Origin of the sequence: Mesorhizobium sp. B2-3-13 (assembly GCF_006442195.1) — a bacterium.
GTDB lineage: Bacteria > Pseudomonadota > Alphaproteobacteria > Rhizobiales > Rhizobiaceae > Mesorhizobium > Mesorhizobium salmacidum.
Map to the genome: position 1 here is coordinate 14954 of NZ_VFVQ01000006.1, position 20718 is coordinate 35671.

At 64.0% G+C, this 20718-nt stretch carries 18 protein-coding genes; 5 read left to right on the plus strand and 13 right to left on the minus strand.

Features of this window, described 5'->3' with window-relative positions; translation table 11 throughout:
* Position 1 precedes the first annotated feature (1 nt).
* On the minus strand, positions 2-499 hold the full coding sequence (locus FJ941_RS08795) for an NUDIX domain-containing protein (protein ID WP_140504810.1): 498 nt from the start codon (positions 497-499) through the stop codon (positions 2-4).
* 53 nt (positions 500-552) lie between these two features.
* Between FJ941_RS08795 and FJ941_RS08800 the strand changes: the two genes are divergently transcribed.
* Positions 553-1482 (plus strand): metallophosphoesterase, encoded by a 930-nt coding sequence (locus FJ941_RS08800; RefSeq protein ID WP_140504812.1) that lies wholly within the window; start codon positions 553-555, stop codon positions 1480-1482.
* Here FJ941_RS08800 and FJ941_RS08805 read toward each other — a convergent pair.
* The 4 genes from FJ941_RS08805 to leuA form a co-directional block, all read right to left on the minus strand.
* Positions 1466-2080 carry a hypothetical protein gene (locus tag FJ941_RS08805; protein WP_140504814.1) on the minus strand — a complete coding sequence of 205 codons (615 nt, stop codon included), beginning with the start codon at positions 2078-2080 and terminating at the stop codon, positions 1466-1468. The genes FJ941_RS08800 and FJ941_RS08805 overlap by 17 nt on opposite strands.
* Positions 2081-2190: 110 nt before the next feature.
* On the minus strand, positions 2191-2991 hold the full coding sequence (locus FJ941_RS08810; protein ID WP_140504816.1) for an alpha/beta fold hydrolase: 801 nt from the start codon (positions 2989-2991) through the stop codon (positions 2191-2193).
* Positions 2992-3197: 206 nt separating this feature from the next.
* Positions 3198-4970 carry a tetratricopeptide repeat protein gene (locus FJ941_RS08815; RefSeq protein ID WP_140504818.1) on the minus strand — a complete coding sequence of 591 codons (1773 nt, stop codon included), beginning with the start codon at positions 4968-4970 and terminating at the stop codon, positions 3198-3200.
* Between the two features lie 248 nt (positions 4971-5218).
* Positions 5219-6958, minus strand: a complete 1740-nt coding sequence (leuA, locus tag FJ941_RS08820) for a 2-isopropylmalate synthase (protein ID WP_140504820.1) — start codon at positions 6956-6958, stop codon at positions 5219-5221.
* 395 nt (positions 6959-7353) lie between these two features.
* Here leuA and FJ941_RS08830 point away from each other — a divergent pair, with 395 nt between their 5' ends.
* Together FJ941_RS08830 and FJ941_RS08835 are read left to right on the plus strand one after the other, a co-directional pair.
* Complete coding sequence (locus FJ941_RS08830; protein ID WP_140504824.1) at positions 7354-8520, plus strand: ATP-grasp domain-containing protein; 1167 nt, start codon at positions 7354-7356, stop codon at positions 8518-8520.
* 5 nt (positions 8521-8525) lie between these two features.
* Positions 8526-9302, plus strand: a complete 777-nt coding sequence (locus tag FJ941_RS08835; protein WP_140504826.1) for an alpha/beta hydrolase-fold protein — start codon at positions 8526-8528, stop codon at positions 9300-9302.
* Between the two features lie 38 nt (positions 9303-9340).
* Here the strand turns inward: FJ941_RS08835 and FJ941_RS08840 are convergent, their stop codons facing one another.
* Positions 9341-10876, minus strand: coding sequence for an MFS transporter (locus FJ941_RS08840; protein WP_140504828.1), 1536 nt, complete (start codon positions 10874-10876; stop codon positions 9341-9343).
* A gap of 147 nt (positions 10877-11023) precedes the next feature.
* Here FJ941_RS08840 and FJ941_RS08845 point away from each other — a divergent pair, with 147 nt between their 5' ends.
* Entirely contained in the window at positions 11024-11914 is an 891-nt protein-coding gene (locus FJ941_RS08845) for a LysR family transcriptional regulator (RefSeq protein WP_140504830.1), read from the plus strand.
* On the opposite strand, the gene FJ941_RS08850 is transcribed toward FJ941_RS08845, so the two are convergent.
* From FJ941_RS08850 to FJ941_RS08860, 3 genes are all read right to left on the minus strand, one after another.
* A complete protein-coding gene (locus FJ941_RS08850; protein WP_140504832.1) occupies positions 11911-12219 on the minus strand; it encodes a putative quinol monooxygenase in 309 nt (102 codons plus the stop codon). The genes FJ941_RS08845 and FJ941_RS08850 overlap by 4 nt on opposite strands.
* A 59-nt stretch (positions 12220-12278) precedes the next feature.
* Positions 12279-13064, minus strand: coding sequence for an SDR family oxidoreductase (locus FJ941_RS08855; RefSeq protein ID WP_140504834.1), 786 nt, complete (start codon positions 13062-13064; stop codon positions 12279-12281).
* Between the two features lie 71 nt (positions 13065-13135).
* Positions 13136-13573 (minus strand): DsrE family protein, encoded by a 438-nt coding sequence (locus tag FJ941_RS08860; RefSeq protein WP_140504836.1) that lies wholly within the window; start codon positions 13571-13573, stop codon positions 13136-13138.
* Positions 13574-13669: 96 nt separating this feature from the next.
* On the opposite strand from FJ941_RS08860, the gene FJ941_RS08865 reads away from it, so the two are divergent.
* Positions 13670-14767 (plus strand): hypothetical protein, encoded by a 1098-nt coding sequence (locus FJ941_RS08865; RefSeq protein WP_140504838.1) that lies wholly within the window; start codon positions 13670-13672, stop codon positions 14765-14767.
* 112 nt (positions 14768-14879) lie between these two features.
* Here the strand turns inward: FJ941_RS08865 and FJ941_RS08870 are convergent, their stop codons facing one another.
* From FJ941_RS08870 to FJ941_RS08885, 4 genes are all read right to left on the minus strand, one after another.
* Complete coding sequence (locus tag FJ941_RS08870) at positions 14880-15827, minus strand: cation diffusion facilitator family transporter (protein WP_140504840.1); 948 nt, start codon at positions 15825-15827, stop codon at positions 14880-14882.
* Positions 15828-15832: 5 nt separating this feature from the next.
* A complete protein-coding gene (locus tag FJ941_RS08875; protein WP_140504842.1) occupies positions 15833-18022 on the minus strand; it encodes an anthranilate synthase in 2190 nt (729 codons plus the stop codon).
* 219 nt (positions 18023-18241) lie between these two features.
* Positions 18242-19297 carry a succinylglutamate desuccinylase/aspartoacylase family protein gene (locus tag FJ941_RS08880; RefSeq protein ID WP_140504844.1) on the minus strand — a complete coding sequence of 352 codons (1056 nt, stop codon included), beginning with the start codon at positions 19295-19297 and terminating at the stop codon, positions 18242-18244.
* Positions 19298-19446: 149 nt separating this feature from the next.
* Positions 19447-20625 (minus strand): MFS transporter, encoded by a 1179-nt coding sequence (locus FJ941_RS08885; protein WP_140504846.1) that lies wholly within the window; start codon positions 20623-20625, stop codon positions 19447-19449.
* Positions 20626-20718 lie beyond the last annotated feature (93 nt).

Here is a 20718-nt window from a genome sequence, read left to right on the forward strand (position 1 = left end):
CCTACCAGTAAGCCGATGCCGGCTCGCCCCTAAAAACCTCAGCGATCCGCCGCAGCGTTGCCGGCGTCGTGCCTTCCGGCAAGCGATCGAGCGGGAAGAAGCCGGCCTCTGCGATTTCATGGTCGGGCAGTTTCGGTGCGGTGTGGCTGAAATGCTCGACGAGGTAGAAGCCGACATGGTCGCGCCGGCTGGCACGGCGGTTGAAATGCATCGATTTGAGAATCGGCGCGTCCGTGATCTGGATGTTGCCTTCCTCGTAAAGTTCGCGCGCCAGCGCCTCGGCCAGAGTCTCGCCGACCTCGACGCCGCCGCCGGGAAGCTGCCAACCGGGCACATAGGTATGGCGGATGAGGAAGACGGACTTGGTGGCGGCATCGTGGATCAGGCCGCGCACACCGAGCGTCATCGGCCGCCGCAGCACGAAAGAGAGATGGAACAGCCGGGCCCTCGAACCCGCCCAGCCGGTCTGGCGGAACGGAGCCTCCTCGTCGCTCGCCATCAGTAGCGAAACCGTGGGTGGAAAGCCGCGTGCACGTCGCCTATGAAGGAGGAATGTTCAGGCTCGCGCATATTTCCGATGTCCATCTGGGGCCGCTCCCCGATGTATCCTATCGCGATCTCGCGTCCAAGCGCGTGCTCGGCTACGTCAACTGGCAGCGCAATCGCCGCCGCCACATGCACGATGCCGTCATCGACGCCATCGTCACTGACATCAAGGCGCAAAACCCGGACCATCTCGCCGTCACCGGCGACCTCGTCAACCTGGCGCTCGACGGCGAGATCGAGATGGCCAAACACTGGCTCGAGACGCTGGGGCCGCCGCATGATGTTTCGGTCGTGCCGGGAAACCATGATGCCTATGTGCCCGGTGCCTTCGACAAGATCTGCCGGTCATGGGCGGCGTGGATGAGCGGCGACGGTGTCAACACGCCGGTCGACCGCAATGCCTTCCCCTATCTGCGCGTGCGCGGCAACGTCGCGCTGATCGGCGTCTCGACGGCGCGCGCCACGGCGCCTTTCATGGCCAATGGTTTCTTCATGGAGGAGCAGGCGGCTCGGCTCGGCAAGATCCTCGAGAGCACGGCAAAGCAGGGGCTGTTCCGCGCCATCATGATCCATCACCCCCCGGTGCGGGGCGCGGTCTCCCAGCACAAGCGGCTGTTCGGCATAGCCCGCTTTCACAAGATCATCCGCCGTCACGGCGCGGAGCTTGTGCTGCACGGCCATTCACATCTGCCGTCGCTGTTCCAGATTGGACTCCGCGGTGCGAAGGTCCCGTTCGTCGGCGTCGCCGCCGCCGGCCAGGCGCCAGGCGGCAAACATCCCGCCGCGCAGTACAATCTGTTCGAGATCGACGGCGAAAAGGGAAACTGGCGTATCCACCTGACGCGGCGCGGCTTGACCGGGCCGTCCCTACCGCCTGCCGATCTGCAGACCCTGGAGCTCGGTGTCGAGGCCGACGCGGCTATGGCCGCCAGTTGAGAACCATGGCCGCGAGGCGGTCCCAGAACAGCGCAGCCGACACCGCGAGACCAACCAGTCCGCCGGCGGCGATCAGCCCAAGGCCGGACAGGAAGGCCGACCAGCCCCTGCCTTGCGTCGACGCTCGCAGCGGCGGCTCGGCTTCCGCGACCTTGGCGCGTCTCATGCCGGCGACCGCCGGCTCGACGCCACCCTCCATCATCCTCTGGCGTTCGACGATGCGCTCGGCGACATAACGCGTCACGGAATCGGCGACAGGTTTCATCTCGGTCGATTCGGCAAGCACGACCCGGCCAACGCGTGTGTCCTTGAGGAAGCGGTAGGTGCGGCGGTCGCGCCCCATCGCGACATGGCTGACGGCGTCGATCCACAGGCGCGGCTGTAGCCCGGAGGAGACGACAAAGTCGAAATTGTCCATGTCGGCCGGAACGTCGGCAAAGACGGGTGCGAGGTCCGCGGCCAGGAGGTCGAGGCGCATGCGGTGCGCCTCGCGCATGTCGACGACGACATCGTCGCGGTCAGCGAAGGCGTTCTTCACGTCACGGATGGCGTCGGACAGTTTGCTTGATGGATCGATCTTCTCGCCTGCGTCCTTCATCGGCGTCGGCCTCGCGGGTTTGGTTAACATGCAGTTAACACAGCCGCCGGCAAAATGCACTGGCGAGATCAAGGCGGGGGAGGCGTCCGGGCGCGGTCGCGCGGGACGTGTCAACCGGTCGCGGCGAGTTTCGGGCGCAAGGGCCTGGCGTGGCGGTTCATGTTGCGCTGGATGATCGTGGCGACCAGATCGGGCGCCTCCTCGATCAGCATATGGCCAGCTCCCAGCACGTGGTGCACGTGAAATTGCGCGGGCAGATTATCCGTGTGGGTAAAGGGCAGCACAGAGTCGTCGCTGCCCCATACCACCATCACCGGCATGGCCAGCGTTTCCAACCGGTCGCGCGGGATGACGCCCTGCCGGTCGTCGCTGGTCATGGCGGCAGCAATCTCGATGAGTTTCTCCACTTGGCCGGGTCGCTCGCGCATGTCCCCAAGGGCGTCCACGGTGTGATCGATGGGCCGCGTCAGTGGTCCCGACATCGCGACGAGGCACGCCCGGATGTCGGGTGGGCGCCTTGCGGCGGCAAAGCGGCGCAACAGCGGACCGTTGATCTCCGCGCCGAAGCCGCCAGGCGCCAGAAGCGTCAGCGACGCCACCTTCTGGGGCTCGGCCAGCGCCATCAACGCCGCCACCGCGCCGCCCATCGAGTGGCCCACCAGATGAACGCGCTTCAGAGGTCGCGCGGTGAGATCGGCCAGGACGGCCCTTGCCGCCACCTTGGCCGGGCCGGCGCCGGGGAAATCGAGCGACTGCCCGTGCCCCGGCAAGTCATAAGCGAGTGTGCGAGCGGCAGGCGACAGCGACGGGACCACTTCGTGCCAAATATCGTGGCAGCCGCCGAAACCATGCAGTAGAACGATGGTCTTCGAACCGGCACCTTGTTCGGTGGCATGAAGCGATGAAATCATGAAGCTGGGGACTTGTTGCAGGGCTATGAGAAACGCGAGACCACGGTCAATTGTGGCTGGATTGCGCCTCGTCCTGCGCGATGGCCAGTAAAATTTTCGCGATTTGTACGGTTGACGACAGAACTCGCCAGCTGACCGATATTCGGTGATCGGTGCGTACGAAATCGACAATGGTCAGCGGGACAAGCCGTGGATATCGCTTGGCGTTAGCCAGCGCTGCCGAGTCCGGCGGCGCGTAACGCGCCGACCAAGCGCTCGGTCAGATCGGCCGGATATTTTCGGTCAACGAAGGTGGCGCGCGGATTGGCGGCGAATTTCGGAAATTTGGCGTTCAGCTCGTCGAGCAGCTTGCGCGCCAGATTGTCCTGACCGGCGATCTTGGCGCCGATCAGCCGGGCGGCAAGATAGTGCGATTTCGTTGCGGTTGTTCTCAAAGAGGAACTGGCGATCGCCGCCTTGTTCGTGTCGCCCAGCATGAGTTCGCCGGCGAAAAGTCCAAAATCCCACCATGTCGGATGACCGCTGGAGGCGTCCACGGCATGGGCCAGGATCGGCGTCCCCTCGGCATACCGGCCGGCGAAAATCAGTCCGTAGCCGTAGGCGGCAGCCATGGCTATATCATAGTGGTTAAGATCGTAGGCCTTGCGCATCCAGCGCAGCGCCTCGTCGGCATTGCCAAGTCGCGAATAGATGTAGCCATAGGCGCGATGCGCGTTGGGGCTGGTCGGTCCCATCTGCACGGCGCGGTGGGCAAATGTAAGCGCCTTGTCGATCGTCGCATCCGGCGGGTAGGCGTAGTGGTCGTTCACGGCCTCGAGCTGCAACGAAGCGAGCTCGGAATAAACCAGCGACGATTTGGCGCCGTTTTCGGCGAGGTTTTCGAGGCAGCGATAGGCGGCCTCGTGGGTCCTGGCGTTCTGGTCGAGATAGTATTTGCCGTTGAACAACAGGCACTGCGTCAGGCCGGCTTGTATGCCGCTCTGTTCGAGATAGCTGTAGATCGTGCCGGAATCGGGAAGAGCGGACGTCAAGATGCCGGCTATACGGCTCTCGACCGCGGTCGGTGCGCTGTCGGCGGCGGTCAGGTTGCGCGACAAAAGCACCCGTCCGGTCGCCACGCTCTGCAGTTCGATCGTGATGTCACCCGTATCCGGTCCAGGCAGAATGTCGAAGATGAAGCTCGTGGCATTGGTGACCGGATCGGTCGTGTCGACCGTGTCGCGACCGATGAAGTCGATCGTATCGAAGCCGCTCAGGCCGGCGCGCAGCGTTGCGGCGACACGGCTGGCATCCGTGCCGCTGGCCTTGACGGCGATGTAGACGAGCGGCAAGTCCTCGCTGGACGACGCGACGCTGCCGGTCAGGCCCGCGGTCTCGAGCGTGGCCGCAAGGTCGCCGCCTGCCAGCAGCGCACCGCTGCCCTGACGCAGGATCAAAACGCCAAGCATGGCGATGACAACGGCGATCGCCATCCAGAAAAATCTAAGGTGACGTGCCACCGACGGCTCCGGCGCGACCATCGGTGCCGGCAAGGCAGCGGCCGGAATGGCACTTTCGGCAGTGTCGCGTTGCGCCGATGGAGCCGCCGCCGCCGCTCCGTTCTGGATGGCGGACTGGGACGTCTCCGGCAAGCGGATTGCATTGAGCTCATAGGCCGGGACATAGCCGCCGCGCGGAATGGCTATGCGGACAGGCTCGGCAACACCTTCATTGGCAAAATACTGCTGCAGCAAGTCGCGCAGCCGGCCGGCCTGAACCCGCACCACCGCGTCGGTGGAAGGATCGAAATCGCCATCCTTGCCAAAGACATCCATGGCGATGGAAAAGCCCTTGAGCCTATCGGCTTCGCCTGCCTGTTCGCGCTCGACAAGATAGCGCAGCAGCTTGCGTGCCCGTTCGGATCTTCCGAACGTTTCGCTGGCAAGCAGTCGCTCCAATGTTTCGCGCACTGCGGGGGCGGCAGGCGTGGCATGCTGCAAGTGTCGATCCTCTCGAAGTCGGCACAGGTTAAGGCACGGATCATATAATGCCCGCACCGCCATACAAGTATACACGCATTATGCGATCGCGTACCTCACCGGATATTTTTCCGGTGGTTAACGTCCGGGCCGGTGTCGGTCACGGGATGGTCGTGGGAGGCCAGTCGAGGCCAAAGCCTTGTGCGGGCTTGAAAAAATGGCGGCGCGAGGGGAGCTGCTCCTGCCTCCCGCGCCGCCGACCGCCGATGCTATCGCGCCTTGCGGCCGACGATACGGTTGGCCGCCGACGTCACCGCTTCCAGCGAAGCGGCGACGATGTTGGTGTTGATGCCGGCGCCGAACAGCTTGCCGCCGGGATATTCCATCTCGACATAGGAGATTGCCGACGCATTCGAGCCGCGCTGCATCGAATGCTCGGAATAATCGAGCACCGACATCTCGACGCCGACATGGCGCGACAGCGCATCGACGAAGCCGTCGATCGGGCCGGTCCCGGTGCCCGATATCGTCATTTGCTTGCCATTGTCGAGGATGACCGCCTCGACCACGCGCCGGCCCTTCACCTCGGTATCCGGATAGGTGTGGTGGTCGAGGAATTTCAGCCGGGCGCCCGGCTGGTCGACATAGGTTTCGAGGAAGCGGTCATGAATACGCTTTGCCGGCACTTCCTTGCCTTCGGCGTCGGTGATCGCCTGGATCGCCTGGCTGAACTCGATCTGCAGGTTGCGCGGCAAATTAAGGCCGTAATCGGCCTGCAGCACATAGGCGATGCCGCCCTTGCCCGACTGCGAGTTGATGCGGATGATGGCCTCATAGCTGCGGCCGACATCGGCGGGATCGATCGGCAGGTACGGCACTTCCCAATGCGGCGTGTTGGCCTTCTTCAAGGCCTTCATGCCCTTGTTGATGGCGTCCTGGTGCGAGCCGGAAAAGGCGGTGTAGACGAGCTCGCCGACATAGGGATGGCGCTCGGGAATCTTCAGCTGGTTCGAATATTCGTAGACGTCCTTCATCCGGTTGATGTCGGAGCAGTCGATGCCGGGATCGACGCCTTGCGTGTACATGTTGAGCGCCAGCGTGACGATGTCGACATTGCCGGTGCGCTCGCCATTGCCGAACAGCGTGCCTTCGACGCGATCGGCGCCGGCCATCAGGCCGAGTTCGGTCGTGGCGATGCCGGTGCCGCGGTCATTGTGCGGATGTAGCGAGATGATCAGGTTTTCGCGGTTGTCGAGATTGCGACACATCCACTCGATGCGGTCGGCATAGATGTTGGGCGTCGACATCTCGACCGTCGACGGCAGGTTGATGATCAGCTTGTTGTCAGGCGTCGGCCTGACGATCTCGGTGACGGCGTTGCAAATCTCCAGCGCGACCTCGAGTTCGGTGCCGGTGAAGCTCTCCGGCGAATATTCGAAGCGATAGCCGCCGCCGGCCTTGGCCGCCATCTCGGTGATCATCTTGGCGGCGTCGGTGGCGATGCGCTTGATGCCGCCGACATCTTTCTCGAAGACGACACGGCGCTGCAACTCGCTGGTCGAGTTGTAGAAATGCACGATCGGGTTGGTGGCGCCCTTCAGCGCCTCGAAGGTGCGGCTGATCAGTTCGGGCCGGCACTGTACCAGCACCTGCAACGACACATCGGCCGGCACATTGCCTTCCTCGATGCACCAGCGGGCGAAATCGAAATCGGTCTGCGAAGCCGACGGGAAGCCGATCTCGATCTCCTTGAAGCCCATGTCGAGCAGCAGGCCGAACATGCGCGCCTTGCGCTCGTGGCCCATCGGATCGATCAGCGCCTGGTTGCCGTCGCGCAGGTCGACCGAGCACCAGATAGGCGCCTTGTCGATGACCTTCGAGGGCCAGGTCCGGTCGGTGAGGCCGACGGTAGGGTAGGGCTGATATTTTCGGGCTGCGTCCGGCATGCCCCGGCCACCTTGCTTGCCGGTAGCGGCCTCGCTGGCGCGGATGTCTTCTCGTGCGTTCATCGTCGTTTCTCCCGGCGGCTGGCGGGTCCACCTTTCAGGCGGATGTGGTGCCAAGCGGCGCCTTTACCAGAATTTCGTTCGCTTGATATGATTTGCCAAGGAGCATGCGCTTGCGCGGCGGTTCGACCGCCGGGCGCTCCTTCAGCGAACCCGGCGATCGCCGATAAGGCCGAGAAGAAGCAGGGTCGAGGCAAGCGCGCGCACGGTCTCGCCGGCAAAGCCGGTCCGACGGGAAGCGGTGGTGGCGCGCGTGTTCATGGCCGCTCTCATACAGGAGCGACCTGTTGGAGGCAAGCGGGGCCGAATTTTATCCCTATCGTGGGTGCTCTTCCCCGCGCGCTGCAAATGCGCCAGACTTGACCGGTGGCGGGGTGCCGCCGGCAGGGGGGTTGTCCATGAATTTCGTGTTCTTCTCGCCGCATTTTCCCGCTAATGGCGCCGATTTCTGCGACCGGCTGAAGAAGGCCGGCGCGACGGTGCTCGGCATTGGCGACGCACCCTTTGACGCTCTGGACAGCAAGCTGAAGGCAGCGCTTTCGGAATATTACCGCGTAGCCGACATGGAGGACTATGAGCCGGTGTTCCGGGCGATAGGGCATTTCATCCACAAATGGGGTCGCATCGACCGGTTCGAATCGCTCAACGAGCACTGGCTGGAACTGGAAGCCAACATCCGCACAGACTTCAACATCTACGGCACCAAGCTCGATTTCGTGAAGAATCTGAAGCGCAAGAGCCGTATGCGCGCCTTTTTCCGCAAGAGCGGCGTCGAGACGATCGCACAGCGCAAATGTTCCGACCGGGCCGGCGCCATGACCTTCATCCGCCGCGTCGGCTATCCCGTGGTGGTCAAACCGGACTCAGGCTCCGGCGCTTCGAACACGTTCAAGATCTCCAATGCGAAAGAGCTCGACCAGTTCTTCCGGGACAAGCCGGAGGATGTGACCTTCGTCATGGAGCAGTTCATCGAGGGGCTGGTGGTGACCTATGACGGGCTGGTCAACCGCGACGGCGAGGTGGTGCTGGCGGCCAGCCACCGCTACGACCAGAGCGTCATGGATGTGGTCAACAAGGACCGCCACATGAGTTACACCTGCTTTCCCCGGATCAGGCCTGTCGTCGAGGAGGCCGGCCGCAAGATCCTGAAAGCATTCGGCGTGCGCGAACGCTTTTTCCACATCGAGCTGTTCGAGACCAGGGATGACCGTATCATCGCGCTGGAGGTCAACATGCGCCCGCCCGGCGCATGGATGACCGACGCTATCAACTATACGTTCGACATCGATGTCTACGCGGCGTGGGCGGACATGGTGGTCAAGGACGCCGCCGGCGGCCCTTATGAGGGCAAGTATTTCACCGCCTATGCCAGCCGCAAGCGCCACCTCGACTATTTGCACAGCCATGCGGACGTGCTAGCCGCGCACCGCGACAAGATCGTCCATCATCAGCCAATAGAAGAGGTTTTCAGCCGCGCCATGGGGAATTACGCCTACCAGATGCGCTCGAAGGATCAGGCGGAGCTGCGCGAGGCGGTGGCCTATATCCACGCGGAAAAGGCTTGAGGCCCATGGACATATCCTATCACAAGGCTTTCGCCCCCAATCTCGGCCGCGACATGGAGTACAAGCGCTACGGCCATGCCGGCCGGCCTGTCGTGGTGTTCCCGACCTCGCAGGGCCGGTTCTACCAGTTCGAGGATTCCGGTGGGGTGGGGGCGCTCGCCGAATTCATCGACACCGGCCGCATCCAGCTGTTCACCGTCGACGGCATCGATTCGGAATCCTTCTTCGCCAGGCATGTCGATGCCGCGCACCGTATCGCCCGCCACGAGGCCTATTTCCGCTACCTACGCGAGGAGGCGCTGCCGGTATTTCAGGAAACCGCCGCGCAGGCCAATGGCGGACGGCGGCTGAAGCCGCTGTTCTCAGGTTGTTCGATGGGCGGCTACCATTCCTCGAACTTCGTCTTCCGTTTTCCCGAACTCGCCAGCGGCGTCATCTCGCTGTCGGGGGTCTATTCGGCGCGTGATTTCTTCGGCAAGGCGCTCGACGGGGACATCTTCTACAACTCGCCGCTCGATTATCTGCCAGGGATCGTCGACCCGAAACTGCTGGCGCGGCTGAAGGCGCTCAGGCTGATCTTCTGCTGCGGGCAGGGCGCCTGGGAGGAGCGCATGCTGGTCGATACGCGCCAGCTGGAACAGATCCTGCGCGACAAATCCATTCCCGCCTGGGTCGATTATTGGGGTGGCGACGTCAGCCACGACTGGCCGTGGTGGCACAAGCAGCTGGCCTATTTCTTCGGCCGCTGGCTTGATGACGATCTGATGCACAGACTGGACTAGGTGCATTGATATCCAGCTGTCCTGCAAATGGCTGATGCCTACCCTTCCTGGCAGGCCGGCAGCGGCACGACCTCGTGTTCCGCCGCCGATCCGCGACGCAGGCCGAGAAAGACGACGAGGGCGGTGACAATGGTGATTGCCGCCAGCACGATCAGCAGCCTGTCGAACGCCGTTTCATAGGCCTCGACCAGAACGGTGGCGCCGGCCATCGGCAAATGTTGCGCGGTCTCGCCGACATTGCCGGTCACCAGCAATTGCGCCGCGGAGCCCGCATCGCTGGAAGACACAGCGCCTCGAGCGGCGAGTTGCGCGGCGGTGAAGCCTGACAGCGTCGCCATGACGATGGCCAGTGCCACACCCTCGCAAGCGACACGGGTGGTGTTGAAGATGCCGACCGCCATGCCGGCCCGCTCGGTCGGCACGACGCTGACGGCGAGCCCGTCCATCAATCCCCAGGGCAAGGCGATGCCAACGCCGATCAGGATCAGCGGCGCGACCAGCGCGACGCCGATCGATGGCGTCAGGCTCAGCCAGACCAAACCGGCCGCCGCGACGAGCAGGCCGACGCCGCAGATCGTGGCTGGAGCGATCCAGCGCGCCAGTTGGCCTGCGAGCAAGGGCAGGACCAGCAACGGTCCGGAGAGGCAGATCATCAATTGGCCGGCCTTGATTTCACTCATCCCCTCGATGCCGATGAAGCGGATCGGCAAAAGCACGAGCAGGACGACGAAGCCGTAGGCGGGCGCCGCCGCCAGGAACTGCACGCCGACGAAGCGCGGATAGCGAAACAGGGTGAGATCGAGCATCGGCCGGCGCACGTGCCGCTCGACGACGACGAACAGCCCAAAGCAAAGGACGGCCACGCCGAGAAGCGTTACCACAAGAGGATCGGCCCAGCCGCTCTGCGGCGCCTGCAACACGCCATAGGTCAGAGAGGCCAGCGCGACGGTGAACGTGCCGGCGCCCGCCCAGTCGAGGCCGGTCGCATCCGGGTCACGCGATTCCCTGATGGTGCGCAGGCCAAGGATTGCCGAGGCAACCGCGAGTGCCACGACCAGAACAAAGATCGACCGCCAGCCGAATGCGGAGATGAGCAGGCCCGAGGCAATCGGGCCGAAGGCCAGCCCGATGCCGAAACTGGTGCCGAGAAAGGAGAAGGCGCGCAGCCGCGATGGTCCCTCGAATTCCTGGGCAAGTGCCGAGGCGCCGCCGGCGAAGGCCAGGGCACTGCCGAGCCCTTGCGCGGCCCGGAAGATATCGAACCAGGCGATGTCGGGCGCCAGCATCGCGCCGAGCGAAGCGAGGATGTAGAGGGCGAGGCCGACGAGGAAGATCCGCTTGCGGCCATGATTATCGGCCAGAGCGCCCGCCGCCATCAGGCTGGCGGCGAAGGTCAGCATGAAGGCGTTGGTCACCCAATTGAGTGCGATCGGGCTGCCGCCGAGATCGGCCGCGATGCGGGAGAGCGCGACGGCCGGGCCGGTGAAGGTCAGGGGCATCGTCATGGCAGCAAGGCATACGGACAAGAGCACGAGCCATCTCTCGGCCGGGCCGGCGGTGATCTTCAAGGTCATGGATTTTCCTATCTGAGTAGTCTGCGCCGGCATGCCGCTCAATCGCGGCGCCCGGTCATGCGGACAAGATAGGTCTGCGACGGCTCCGGAGAAATGGTATCAAATATCTCGACATAACGGACTGAAACGCTCGAATGGAGCAGTATGATGGATCGCCTAAGCGGCCTTCTGGCCTTCGCCCGCACCGCCGAGTTCGGCAGCTTCGTCGCCGCCGGGCGGGCGCTCGGCATCTCCGCTTCCGCGGTCGGCAAAAGTGTGGCGCGGCTCGAACAGGAGCTCGGTGTGCGGCTGCTGCAGCGCTCCACGCGGCGGATCGGCCTGACGGAGGAGGGCAAGCTGTTCAACGAGCGCGTGCGACGCATTCTCGACGACATCGACGATGCCGAGGCGATGCTGTCGCGGACACGGGAGACGCCGCGTGGGCGGCTGCGCGTCTCGGCCCCGATCGTCACCTACCATCTTTTGCTGCCGGTGCTGTCGGAGTTCATGGCGCGCTATCCCGAGATCGAGCTCGATATCGATTTCAACGACCGGATCGTCGACGTCATCGAAGAAGGCATCGACGTCGCGATCCGCAGCGGCGAGCTGCCCGATTCACGATTGGTGTCGAAACCCATTGCGCCCTTCCGCATGCTGCTGTGCGCGGCACCCTCCTACCTCGATCGCCATGGCATACCCGGCGTGCCGGCGGATCTCATCGGGCATTTCGGCATAAACTTCCGTTATCTCAACAGCGGCAGGCTGCTGGACTGGCCATTCATTACCGGCAGCGCCCAGCCGCTGATCCGTTCGATGCTGACCTGCAACAACATGGAAGCGTTGAAAGGCGCCACGATTGCCGGACTCGGCATCGCCTGCATGCCCGATTTTCTGATGCGGGAGGCGCTGCGCGAGGACAGGCTGCGCACCGTGCTGGACGATCATGTCGACGGTCGTGGCCAGTTCCGGATGTTATGGCCCTCCAATCGCCACCTGTCGCCAAAGGTGCGCGTCTTCGTCGATTTCCTGCCCGAGCGCCTTGCAGCGCGCGCGCCTTAGCCAGTTTTGCTCTCTGGCAGGCCGAAGCCTCCGACGGGATGGGTTTCCACCTGGAACTCGAAGCCGGCGATGAAGGGCCGTGCCTTGGCGATCGCCGCCTGCACCTCGGGAAGCTGCAGGGATGCCTTGTGGCTTGCCTGATCGGTCCACACTTCGGTCACCCAGATCGCGTCGGCGTCGGCAGGGTCGGTGGCGACGATATAGCTCAGGCAGCCGGGCAGGGCGCCGGTGCTCTCGCGCAGCACAGTCATGACCGCGTCGCGTTGGCCGCGCGCCGCCCGCATCTTGCCGATCAGTCCATACATATCCTCGTCTTCCCCCTGGGTTGGCGCGAAAGGAGTGTGTCCAGTATGCCGGTCGCCGGTCAAGGCATCAACTGGCCGCCATTGACCTCGATCACCTGGCCGGTGATGTAGCCGCTCAACAGGTCCGATGAGAGGAACAGATAGGCTCCGACGCAATCTTGCGCCGTGCCGGCGCGGCCCTGCGGAATGGTTGCGACCATGCCCTTCACCTGCTCATCGGTCGAATAGCGTTCGTGGAAGGGGGTGAGGATCGTGCCCGGCGCCACGGCGTTGACGCGAATGCCGAAGCCGATCAGTTCCTTGGCCATACCGCGCGTGACGTTGGAGACGAAGGCCTTGGCCGAGCCATAAAGACCCGCGCCGCCACCTGCACCGTTTCGCGCCGCGATCGATGAGGTGTTGACGATGAAGCCGCCCTGTTTCTTCAGCCATGGCATCGCCTTGCGCGAGGCGGTCAGCACCGAGCGGGCGTTGAGGTCCATCACCGCGTCGTAATGCGCCTCGGTCTGCTCGGCATAGGGGATGCGGCCAAGCATGCCGCCGGCATTGTTGACCAGCCCGTCGAGGCGGCCGAAATGTCGCGCGCTGTCCTCGACGACGCGTTCGACATCGGCGGGGAGAGAAAAGTCGCCCTGGACAAGGAAGACCTCGCCGCCGCCGTCACGAATGTTCCGGCCGAGTTTCTCGGCGGCATCGCGGCTGGAATTATAGTGCAGCGCCACCTTGCATTTCTGCTCGGCATAGGCGAGCGCGAGCGCCGCGCCGATGCCGGTCGAGGCACCGGTGACCAGCACCGCCTTGCCGGCGAGATCGGGGATGACAAGACCAAGGGCTGTCTCTGGCACTGCTGTTCCTCCGGGGATTTTCCGACATCTTGGTGGGTCTTGCCAACCCTTGCATTCAAGTCAGTGCCGCTTCAAGGCCTGAGATAGACATAGCCCTGGCTTTGCAATTCAGCGAGCTTGACGACGCCGCCCTTGTCGGCGGTATGGAATCCGTGGAGCAGGTCGGCGAGCGTGATGTCCATGCCGTGCATGGTGTTGCCGCAAGCATGCGGGTCGAGCCCTTGCTGGACAAGACCGGTAAAGCGCCCCGAAATCGCCGCCGATATGCCCTTCGACTTGAAGGCGGCAAGCGCCGGACCATGCACGACCAGCGCGATCTCGACAACGCCGCCGGTGCCCTCATAGTGGTTCTTGACGTTGCCGAGCACGAAATTGACCTTGTCGAGATCGCTGAGATGATAGGCGACCTTCAACCTGACAGGCTCGGTGGTCGCTGCCTGTACCGCGCGCAGGCCGAGAAGCGTTCCGGCTCCGGCGAGAACCGCCTGGAACATGTCACGTCGGCGCATGGCATCCCCTCAGATTTCACCGCGATTTGCGTGGCTCAAGCAGCAATACTAGCATAAATTGACGTCACGTCCTGTCGATGCGGAGGAGGGGGTCACATGGCGTTCAGGGAATGGAAAACGCTCGCCGGCGCCGGGTTCGGCGCCGCACTGCTTGGCGGACTTACGGGTTCTGCTTTTGCTGGCGATGCGCTCAAGCTCGCCGAACTCAGCCCCAACGGGGCGGACGCCTGTTTCGGCCGGGTCTATGACGCGGCGCACCTCGAGGCGCATCCGACGCAGAAGGTGGCGCGGATCTTCTTCTATTATGGCCATGATCCGGTCAGCCGTCCCAATGAGGAACCGAGCGCGAATTCCGATACGTCCTACAATGGTTTCCTCATCACCACGGTGCGCGGCGCCAAGGCGCCGGAATGGGCCGGCGGCTGGTGCAATCACGAGTCCGAGGACGGCAAATCGGGCCTGATCCGCTGCGGCATGGAATGCGACCGCACGCTGGCGTCGCTGAAGGTCGACGACAAGGGCAGGCTGATCCTGTCGAACCTGTCGTCCGATATCTATCTCGACGCCGGTTCGGAAGAAGAACTCGGCACGGCTGAATACGACAGGCAGGCGCTGGGCAAGGAAGACGACAATTTCCGCCTCGACCCGATGCCTCCCGGAACCTGCAAGGCAGAGTTCGCGCGGATCGATCCGATCGATCCGGCGCTCGGGCCGCCGCTGCGCGAGCGGTTCAAACCCGACCAGGCCTTCTGCTACGGGCGCGACTATGACGCGGCGCATATGAGTTCGCATCCCGACCAACTGACCCAGTCGATCCGGGTGTTCCGCGGGCCGGTGGAACTGGCCTCCTTCGCCTCCGGGGACGATGTCGCGAACTGGCCCGACGGCGCTGACATTGTCGTCTCCGTCACCACGCGGCAGAAGGTGGCCAAGGTCACGCAGACCTATTCGTGCCAGGGCGAAGCCGACCAGTGGCGTTGTGCCGCGAGTTCGAAGACGAGCAATTTTTCCTGCGACATCGCGCAAAAGGAAATCTTCCTCAAGCGCGGCGCCAACGGCACCATCATGCTGGCCAATCCCAATAGCAGCCTGGCGGTTGTCGACCTCTGCTCGAAGGCGGCCGTCGGGAAGACCGCGTCCGACGACAAGGTCTATCGGCTGGAGTCAATGCCGCAATCGGCCTGCGCGCCTTGAGACCTGGCGCTTCGTCATCCCAGGGTCTCCGCGACGGAGCTTCGCTCCTGCTTCGCCCCAGGATGACGAAGGAGGAAGGGCTTCGGCCAATCTTCCAGCCGTTCTAACCGCATCAAGCAAACGGCACTGCGGTCGTGCCCTTGGGCAGCTTGGCCTCGTCGTCGGGCTCGACATGGATGGTCACCCGCACCGAGGGAATGTCGGCCTTCAGCGCGTCCTCGATGCGGTCGCAGATGATATGGCTGGCGCCAACCGACATGTCTGCATCGACGACAAGATGGAACTCGATGAAGGTAGCGCGGCCGGCGATGCGGGTCTTGAGATCATGCACCTCCAGAGCGCCCTTGCAATTGGCCGAGATGATGTCGCGGATGCGCATGTGCTCCGCCGTATCGACGGCGCGATCCATCAGGCCATTCATCGACGAGCCGATGACATGCCAGCCCTGCCACAGGATGTTGAGCGCGACGATGACGGCCAATGCCGGGTCGAGAATCTGCCAGCCGGTCAGGATCGCTCCGACCAGGCCGCCGAAGACGCCAACCGAGGTCACCACATCGGTCATGATGTGGTTGCCATCGGCGACCAGCGCCGGTGACTTTTCGGCTCGGCCCGCGCGGATCAGCGTCCAGGCCCAGAAAGCATTGATGGCGGTGGCGACGCCGTTGACGGCAAGGCCTTCCCAAGGCTGTTCGAGTGGGGCCGGGGTCTGCCAGGAGCGCCAGACCTCGCTCAGGATCAAAAGCGCGGCGACCACGATCAGCACGCCTTCGAGCACGGCCGAGAAATACTCGGCCTTGTGATGGCCGAAAGGGTGATCCTGGTCGGCCGGCTTGTAGCTGACCTGGATCGCCCAGAAGGCGGCCATCGAGGCAATGACATTGACGATCGATTCCAGCGCGTCCGAATAGAGCGCGACGGATCCGGTCACGTACCAGGCGGCGGCCTTGAGCGCGAGCACGACAAAGGCGACCACGATCGACCAGAAGGCGAGGTTGGCGACCTTGCGCTTCGCGGCGGTTTTCGCCGCGATCGCCATGGTGTTCTCGGCTTCGGCCATTACCGTCAGGCTGCCTTTTCCTTGGCCTTGCGCGGCAGGTGGGCGACGATGTTCTCGATGATGCGCATGCCGGCATTGTGGCCGAGCGTCATGATCGATTCCGGGTGGAACTGCACCGCGGCAATCGGCTCCTTGCGGTGCTCGAAGGCCATGATGACGCCGTCCTCGGTCTCGGCCGTGACCACGAAATCGTCAGGCAGGCGCACCGGATCGGCGAAGATCGAGTGGTAGCGGCCGACGGTGACTTCCTTGGGCAGGCCGGAGAAAATGATGCCCGGCTTCGAGACGCGGATACGCGACGGCTTGCCGTGCATGGGAATGTGCAATTGCCTGAGTTCGCCGCCATAGGCTTCGGCCAATGCCTGCAGGCCAAGGCAGACGCCGAAGATCGGCAGGTCGCGGGCGCGCGCTCGTCTGATGGTCGCCGCGCAGTCGAAATCCTTGGGCGTGCCGGGTCCGGGCGACAGCACGACGAGGTCGGGCTTCAGCCGCTCGAAGACTTCCTCCGGCACCGGCGTGCGCACGGTCGAGACATTGGCGCCGGTCTGGCGGAAGTAGTTGGCCAGCGTGTGGACGAAGCTGTCCTCATGGTCGACCAGCAGGATGTTGACGCCGTCGCCGACGCGCGCCGTGGTGCGCTCGGTGCTGGTCGAATTGCCCATCTTGGCGTCGCGGATGGCGGAGAGCATGGCGGATGCCTTCAGTTCGGTTTCAGCTTCTTCTTCCTCGGGAACGCTGTCGAAGAGTAATGTAGCGCCGGCGCGCACCTCGGCGATGCCGTCCTTGATGCGGATGGTGCGCAAGGTGAGCCCGGTGTTCATGTCGCCGTTGAAGTTGACCATGCCGATGGCGCCGCCATACCAGGCGCGCGGGCTCTTCTCGTTCTGCTCGATGAAGCGCATCGCCCATAGTTTCGGCGCGCCGGTGACCGTGACCGCCCAGGCATGCGACAGAAACGCGTCGAAAGCGTCCATGCCTTCGCGCAGCCGGCCCTCTATGTGATCGACCGTATGGATCAGGCGCGAATACATCTCGATCTGGCGGCGGCCGATGACGCGCACCGAACCTGGATCGCAGACCCGCGACTTGTCGTTGCGGTCCACGTCCGAGCACATTGTGAGCTCGGATTCATCTTTCTTGGAGTTGAGCAGCTTGATGATCTGCTCAGAGTCCGAAATGGCATCGTCGCCGCGCTTGATGGTGCCGGAGATCGGGCAGGTCTCGACGCGGCGGCCATTGACGCGCACGAACATTTCGGGCGACGCGCCGATCAGGTATTCGTTCTCGCCCAGATTGATGAAGAAGGAATAGGGCGAGGGGTTGATCGACTTCAGCTTGCGTGAAATCTCGGATGGCTGCGTCTCGCAGCGTTCGTAGAACATCTGGCCGGGGACGACCTCGAACAGGTCGCCGCGCTTGAAGCTGTCCATCGCCCGGCGCACCAGATTGGCGTATTCGCCCGGCTCATGGTCGCCGCGCGGCGGGATGCGGTCGGCGGTCTTGAACGGCTCGGCGATTTGATCGCGCGGCAGGCCTTCGGTCGAAAAACCCTCGCCCGCATAGTCGTAGCGGTCGGTCCAGGCCTTGGCCGAATAATGGTCGACGACCAGGATCTCATCGGGCAGGAACAGCACGAGATCGCGCTGGCTTTCCTTGCGAACGAGCGTGTGCTCGACCGGGTCGAACTGGAAGGCAAGGTCGTAGCCGAAGGCGCCGTAGAGGCCGAGATTGGCGTCTTCGGCAGTCCTGAACAGAGCGGTGATGGCGCGCAGCACGGTGAAGACGGAGGGAACGCGGCTGCGTTCCTCCTCGGTGAAGACACGGCCGGGCTTGGCGACGTCGAGGCGGATCAGCTTTTTGGTGGTCTCGGCGATCGCGATTTCGGCGAGACCGCCCAGTGTCCTGCCGATGACCGGCAGCAGCGCCTCGCCGCGGCCGTTCAGCGCCTCGATGCGCATGGCGCGACCGCGTGCGGAGATGACCAGCGGCGGATCGATGATGGCCGTATCCCAGCGCGTATAGCGGCCGGGATATTCGTAGTTCGAGGAAAATACCGCGCCCCGGCGCGAATTCAGCCCGTCGACATAAGCGTCGATCGCACCTTCATAGGACCGGCCATGGCGCTCGCGGGTGATGGTGATGCCACCCGCCGTCACGAAGCTTTCAGCGCCGGTTTCCAGAACCTTCAACGTCATTGCCGTCTCCATCAGCTACTTGGGCAACGGACCCGGGAATGGCTTTGAAAAACAAATGGCCGCCCGGACATTCCGTTGCGGCCACCTCTATTTTCACGCGCACGCGTTCGAACAGGCCGCTGTCAGCAGGCCCACCACCAAATGGTCTTGATCGAACGCATGTTCATGGCGATTCCCTTAGCGGCGATTGGGCGGCCGCGCAACTGGATTCGACGGAGGCTAATCCTCCAGCGTACCCGACCGGGCATCGGCGCTCTTCCTGTCGCCGACCAGTTTCAACAGGTCTTCGCCGGCGCGGATGATGCGGCGCGAGCGGCGGGTCAGGATGATGCCGTCCTGCGGCGCGAACACTTCGGTGCGGCCGTCGGCTTCGCCCGGCGCGTGGACGATGGTGGCGAGGCGCGCGCCCCTGGTGACGCGGTCGCCAGGCTTCACGTCGTAGAGGACGGCGCCGCCCCGGGGTGCCGGCATCATGTCGATGTTTTCCAGCGGTGCCGCGACACCCTTGAACGGGCCGGGCGCGGGCAGGGCGCTGTCGGATATCACGCCGCGCGCCGCCAGCAGCCGGTAGAGGCCTGCCGCGTCGGCCGAGGCAAGCACGCCGTCGACATCGAGGATGCCGCGATATTCGACGGTGGTGGCGACGCGCCTGTCGAACTTCGCCACATCGGCGGCAGCGTTCTGGTAGGGCATGATCGAAGCGCCCTCGAAGGTGCCGTCGGTGTCCTCGCTCCACAGCACCACCGCATCGACGCTCATGGCGGCGGCGCAATCGGCCATTTCAGGCCACAGGCTGGTGTGGACGTAGAGATAGGCAAGGCCCTCATCGTCGCAATGCAGGTCGAGCACGATGTCGTGGCCCAGCGAAAGCTGCACCAGCCGCGACTTCAGCCGCTGGTCGGCGCCGCCAAAAGAGGCGTCCGGCAAAAGCCTGGTGTCGGGCGCGGCAAGCAGCGGAAAGCCGCGGTTGAAATTGGTGCGGGTGCCCAGATGAAAGCGGCCCTGGTGCTCGCCGAAATGATATTGCGCGCGGCCGATCGGGTTGGCCCAGGGCACGATGGTGATGTTGCCCTTGATGCGACCTTCGGCCTCGGCTTTGTTCAGCATCGGCATCAATGCATCGATGGCGACGACGCCAGGCAATTCGCCGGCATGGAGCGCCGCCTGCAGATAGCCCGAAGGTGCTGCCTTGTCGGCACCGGCGAAGCGGAACACCGGGAATTCGTAGGAAACGCCTTCGCTGTCCCCGGCGATGCGTTCGATCGATTTCTGCATGATATCCTCCATCAAGCGCGAGAAGACATGCCCATGTGAAGGTGCCGATGTCGATTGGTCCAGCCCGCCGCGCCATGGGCGCAAGCGAGTCTTTTGCCTTGCTGCATGTCGTTGTCCCAAAACCGCTCGCACTTTTGGGCGACAGGCAGTTACTCCGCGGCAGGCTGAAGGGCGGCGACCGGCGCGCGCCGGTCAAGCGTCTGCGACAGCACCGCGACGGCGACCGCCAGCAGGGCGAGCACCGCGCCGACCAGTGGCAGATTGGCGTAGGAAATGCCCGCGGACAGCGCCACGCCGCCGATCCACGCGCCGCCGGCATTGCCGACGTTGAAGGCGCCCTGGTTCAACGTGGCGGCAAGGTTTGGGCCTTCCGACGCTGCCTCGACGACGCGGATCTGCAGCGGCGGCACGACGACGAAGATGAGCAGGCCCCACAGGAAGACGATGCCGACGGCAACACTGGCGATCGCGCCGAACTGCATGAAGCCGACGAACAGCAGGGCCATCAACAGCAAGGTGGCGATCACCGTCGGCATCAGTTTCCAGTCGGCCAGCCTGCCGCCAATGATGTTGCCGATGGTCATGCCGGCGCCGAACAGCAGAAGCACCCAGGTGACCGCCGCGGTCGACAGGCCCGACACGTCGGTGAGGTAGGGTTTGATGTAGGTGAAGACGGCGAACAGGCTGGCAGAGGTCAGCGCCGCGATCAGCATCGCCAGCCAGACCTGCAGCTTGCCGAGCACTCGGACTTCGGCGCGTAGGCCGCCGCCGCTCGGTTCCGTGACGTCGGACGGCACCAGCCAGGCGATGGCCGCGACCGAGATCAGGCCGATGCCGACCACGGCCAGGAAGGTGGCCCGCCAGCCAAAGGCTTCGCCAAGCGCCGTTCCAGCGGGAACGCCGAGGATATTGGCCAGCGTCAGCCCGGCGAACATCAGCGCGATGGCGCTGGCGCGCTTGTTGCGCGGCACCAGGCTGGCGGCGACGACCGAGCCGATGCCGAAGAAGGCGCCGTGGCCGAAAGCGGTGAAGACGCGCGCGGCCATCAGCAGCCAGTAATTGGGCGCGATGGCGCAGAAGAGATTGCCGACGACGAACAGCGCCGCAAGCCCCACCAGCACCGGTTTGCGCGGCAAATGCGCGGTGGCCATGGCCACGACAGGCGCGCCGAAGACGACGCCCAGCGCATAGCCGGTGACCAGCAGGCCGGCGGCGGGGATCGTCACGCCCAGATCGGCGGCTACTTCCGGCAGCAGGCCCATGATGACGAATTCGGTGGTGCCGATGCAGAAGGACGCAATGGCAAGCGCAAGGATTGGCAAAGGCATGGGGGTCCAGACTGAATCGGTTCAATTTGAAGACTGCGCGACGATCCCGACTGGACGCAACAGACATTGCCGCAATGCAGCAATGCAGAAAGC